General features: G+C 36.0%; 6 protein-coding genes and 1 pseudogene. 3 read left to right on the top strand and 4 right to left on the bottom strand.

All coding sequences use genetic code 11. The annotated features are described in order from the left end of the window. Positions 1-91, top strand: a pseudogene (locus C200_RS15355) (IS6 family transposase); the annotation flags it as partial. On the opposite strand, the gene C200_RS04360 reads toward C200_RS15355, so the two are convergent. The 3 genes from C200_RS04360 to C200_RS04355 all read right to left on the bottom strand — a co-directional run bounded on the left by C200_RS04360 (position 60) and on the right by C200_RS04355 (position 2,053). Further along, complete coding sequence (locus C200_RS04360; RefSeq protein WP_016212163.1) at positions 60-452, bottom strand: methyltransferase domain-containing protein; 393 nt, start codon at positions 450-452, stop codon at positions 60-62. The pseudogene C200_RS15355 and the gene C200_RS04360 overlap by 32 nt on opposite strands. Positions 453-667: 215 nt before the next feature. After that, positions 668-811 carry a MerR family transcriptional regulator gene (locus C200_RS16690; RefSeq protein WP_366406797.1) on the bottom strand — a complete coding sequence of 48 codons (144 nt, stop codon included), beginning with the start codon at positions 809-811 and terminating at the stop codon, positions 668-670. Between the two features lie 189 nt (positions 812-1,000). Beyond that, the gene (locus C200_RS04355) at positions 1,001-2,053 is read right to left on the bottom strand and encodes a hypothetical protein (RefSeq protein ID WP_016212162.1); all 1,053 of its coding nucleotides are present in this window, start codon (positions 2,051-2,053) and stop codon (positions 1,001-1,003) included. Positions 2,054-2,503: 450 nt separating this feature from the next. Between C200_RS04355 and C200_RS04350 the strand changes: the two genes are divergently transcribed. Together C200_RS04350 and C200_RS04345 are read left to right on the top strand one after the other, a co-directional pair. Continuing rightward, positions 2,504-3,526: a ParA family protein gene (locus tag C200_RS04350; RefSeq protein WP_016212198.1), complete on the top strand. Its 1,023-nt coding sequence runs from the start codon at positions 2,504-2,506 to the stop codon at positions 3,524-3,526. Then, a complete protein-coding gene (locus C200_RS04345; protein ID WP_016212199.1) occupies positions 3,519-4,043 on the top strand; it encodes a hypothetical protein in 525 nt (174 codons plus the stop codon). Before C200_RS04350 ends, C200_RS04345 begins: the two co-directional genes overlap by 8 nt. A 256-nt stretch (positions 4,044-4,299) precedes the next feature. Here C200_RS04345 and C200_RS16855 read toward each other — a convergent pair. Beyond that, on the bottom strand, positions 4,300-4,475 hold a 176-nt coding region (locus tag C200_RS16855; protein WP_033923682.1), incomplete at its 5' end, for a hypothetical protein.

Below are 4,475 nucleotides of genomic sequence, written 5' to 3'. Positions count from 1 at the left end.
GGTTCAAAAAGGTCAATTACGTTATTATAAAAAACAGAATATCTGTGCCCAAAATCAGCTCATTGATAAATTATTTGGATTAGCTGCTTAATTCTAAGCAGAGAGCACAAGAAAATAACCTTTCTGAAGCTCACTATAATTTTTCGCAACAGTGCCGAAGAGTCTATATGATAAATATCCTTCTGAACTGCTTTAAACCGGTTTGAATTAATCGACTGATTGGCTAAATCTACATAATCTTCACTAATATCAATCGACAGCAGCTTACCCAGCGACAAAAAATTAGTAAGCCAAGCGCTCAGCTCAGCTCCGCCCGTACCAATTTCTAAAACTCGCATATTTTTTTGAATACCCGATTTTTTTAAAAGTAACTCGCTACTTTCACGATATATTTCGTGCTGAAGAGCAAGCCGTTTAAGACCTGATGACGAGTGCTGAAGTATATAGCTCATAAATCTTCCTTTTAACTATCTTAATGCAAATCATATAAGGTTATTCATAACCCCATTGCAAAGCAAGATTATTAATGCGCTTACCACGGTTGCTCTGATTCTTCAGAAATTTACGAAGTTTTTCCAGAGTAGTACCTTTTAATTCCTCGATAATATTCGTCAAAATAACGAAAGTTCGGATCATATTAACAACTCAAAAATCTAATATAAACATTTTAACACTCCACTATTTCAAATTGGTCAGCAGGAATAAAGGCGCGACCTTTAATCCTAACGTTTTTAATTTCACCGTTATTAATCATTTTGCGTATCGTATCAACAGGAACACCCTCTTTTCTTGACGCTTCTTTTTGTGTCAGGTACTCAATACCTGCATCGAGGCTAACAATATGGCTCGGTGCTTCATCAACATAGACAAGGTTTATGTTGTTTTAAATCTAAGTTGGTTGAATCCTGGTGTTTTAGTTTTTTGTCCAAGACTAAAGCGTAAACATCTTGCACTCGCATTTTATTTAAGGCTGCATAGTCCTCTACTATGATCAATCGCATTAAGCAGGCATCCCATTAGGGCGTGTAAAACTTGGTGCTATGGCGCTGAGTATGCCCATCACCTTGTCAACATTGTATCCTCGCTCTGTATATGAATTTTTCAGAAACCAGATCATTTCGTCAACGCTGTTGCCAAATTTGTGCGCGAAGTGTTTTAAGCGTTTCATGTGTTTAGTTGTAATCATTCGGTCCGAAGATGTTTTCTGCTGTTTGTAAAAATTTTGGCTAAGTTGGTTTGTAACAGGACCGTGAGCAGTATCCATATCAACCGGCAGGTCTTCAAGTGTTTTTATTTCCAAGTTAGGCGTAACGTTAGGTGGATTAAGCAGCTTCTTAGTAGAGAACTCAAGGCTTTGAATCTCTCTTGCCTCGTCAAGTGCCTGTTGAGTCTCTAAGAGTGCAGTCCTTAGCTCTCCCTCTTCTTTCACCCACTCTGCGAAATTATATCCGTCTGCTAGCTTATCATTATGTTTGTGTTTTGTTTCTAGCAATTGAGATAAAGCAGATTCGAGTTCAACAACAATATCCCCTTCTTCTATGCACTGGTCGAAATCTACAACATGGTTATTAATATCCTCTTCTTTGTCTTTCAGGGCTTCCTTTATTGAAAGTTCGATATCGACGTTTCCATTATTTGAATCCGCAACTTGAGGTTTTTCAAGGTCTGCGGCGTTTTCAGGTTGTTCTGGTTTTTGCTTCTGCGTGATTGGGAATTTTGTTTGATAGCTGCTTAGGAACTTGTTTATCAAGCTTCCATTTAGGCTGAATACCGTTGTACGGTCGTAGCACTTTCGTTTGATTTGAGTAAATATTTTATCTGCGAACAGTTGCTTTAGAGCTTTACCAATTTGATAAATCGTAAACTGATCAAATAAAGCTTCTTTTAAGTCTTCGCGGGTTAGATAATGCTCTTCCCATCCATATTGATTATGCCGAAATGTAGACAAGGCTAAGATGGCCGATGCGCATGGATTGTTTTTACAGATAGAAGCCATCCAAGGGTAGACAACGGTTACGCGCTCACTAGGAAGTTTAATTTTCGTGATACTCACAACAAGCTCCTTAACTGGTGATCTTGCTATTAACTAATCATGATGAAATTATATTAATAAGTTAACGAAGAAGCAAATAGTTTTCGCAATAAATAATTAATATTCAAACAGTTAAAAGGGGTGTATAGCCCCCTATTAGTAAAGATGCATAATAGGGGTTTATAGCCCCCTATTAGTAAAGGTGCATAATAGGGGTTTATAGCCCCCTTAAAGATGTATAAAAGGGGTTTATAGCCCCCTATTAGTAAAGATGTATAAAAGGGGTTTATAGGCCCCTATTAATAAAGATGCATAAAAGGGGTTTATAGGCCCCTATTATAGTTTGCCAACATTAACGTCTTAGACAAGAGATACAATTGTCACAAGAGAATAATTAATTGTAAAAACAATTTGCTTTGTTGTTAACTTTATATTATATTTTTAATATAAATAGTTAACCGGAGCAAAATAATGTCAAATGTGAGTCAGTTCAAAATTAGTGAAATGGCGAAAGTCGCAGGTGTTAGCACTCCTTTAATAAGTAAATATTTTCGTGATTTTGATGACGATAAAGTTACTAGGGTAAATAAACGTATTGTTGGAATTACCCCGGAGGCGGCAGAAGATTATTTAATGCATGCTGGCTTAGACTATTTTTATCGTCCTTCGATTATATTATCTGCAAATTTATGTGGTGGAGTAGGTAAAACATCTAGTATTTATAATCTTGGCTCCGCAATGAGAAGGATTACAAACAGAAATACTCCTATTGTATATATAGATGGAGACTCACAAGGTAGTTTTACATCAATGGTGTTTGGTGAACCTGCAGATGATAGTGAACCTCTGTTACTTGATTTTTTAGAGGGTAAAGTCAAGATAGGTGAAATTCTAACTGAGGTGGGTGACAATGTTTGGTTTATTAAGTCAAACCTAAACCAGGTGTGGATTGAGAAGATTTTATCTAACAAACCAAAAGATATTAAAAATGGTATGCTGAATTTTTATAAAGAGATTTATAAACACTTAGGAAAAGAAACTAAAATTTTTCAGGATCATACACCTCAACTATCTAGTCTTTTTACATCTAGTGTTTGTGCGCTTTGCCAATTAGATGACAGTATACTGCGTAGCGTATTGATCCCTATGCGTAGTGATAAATTTGCAATTCAAGGAGCTAACTATATTATTCAAGAAATTGATGACTTAGTTGACACTTTTTCTTTAGATAACAATATAGATATTCACTGTTTCTTTTCTAGTATAGATAGGCGCGTATCGACAACAGGTGAAGCTCTGAAATTAGCGAAGGCAAATGAAAATATTTTAGATAGACTCTCGTCTATTATTGTTCGTTATTGCTCGGAAGTTCCCAAGAGTATTATGAAGTCATCTAGCGTATATACTACTGGAAAAATTAATAATGCAGCTCAGGACTATCAAGATTTGCTTCAGTACGTATACAGCTATGGCATGGAGCCTAGAAATGGGTAACAGCTTGGATGAACTCGCCAAAAAAGTGGGGGTTGATCTTTCCGAGAAAAAGACACCGAAGAAAAGCACTAATCGATTTGTAGCTAGACGAAGACGTGGATGGACTGAAGAAGACGAAGATGGAATTAAGCAAGAAACGATACCAAGCCCTGATACAAATAAATCAAAAGATAAACTAAAGAAATTAGCGACACCGAAAGTCGGTGAAGCAGAAAATATAAAAACACCATCTTTAGCTTTTAAAAATTTGAGGGGGAATCCTCTAAGTTTAATTTATTACTTGCATGAGAAATCTTCTTCAAAGACCTTTATTACTGAAAAAATAACACAACGAGGTGTTATTGAATCTATCAATATTTCTAGAGAGTCAGCCAAGACAGCATTGAGATTTTTACTTAAGAATTCTCTTATTGTTAGAGTTGAATTTCAACCTGGTAGAGCAGGTTGGTCTATTTATTCGATTGACAAGAGCCTTTTTCAAGAAATCTCTGATAGAAAACCATCAAATAAACCTTAATGTTATAATAGGGGTCTTTAAACCCCTTTTATACATCTTTAGTAATAGGGGTCTATAAACCCCTTTTATGCATCTTTATTAATAGGGGTCTATAAACCCCTATTATGCACCTTTACTAATAGGGGGCTATAGCCCCCTATTATGCATCTTTATTAATAGGGGTCTATAAACCCCTTTTATGCATCTTTATTAATAGGGGGCTATAGGCCCCTATTAAGAACGCCCTCCGTCATCTGAAGTGCAACACTACTCTATACTAAGCCGCCATCAAATACTCTAAAAAAACATGATTAGGTGAGCAATAATTCAAACTCGCTCTTCTTCTGGTGTTCAATGTATGCTCTATTTTTGCTATTTCTTTGTCACTAATTTCATTAAAATCTGTCCCTTTAGGTAGAAAACGCCTTATCAAACCATTTGTGTGCTCATTTA

The organism is Piscirickettsia salmonis LF-89 = ATCC VR-1361, assembly GCF_000297215.2.
GTDB lineage: Bacteria > Pseudomonadota > Gammaproteobacteria > Piscirickettsiales > Piscirickettsiaceae > Piscirickettsia > Piscirickettsia salmonis.
This window is presented reverse-complemented; position numbering and strand designations above follow the sequence as displayed.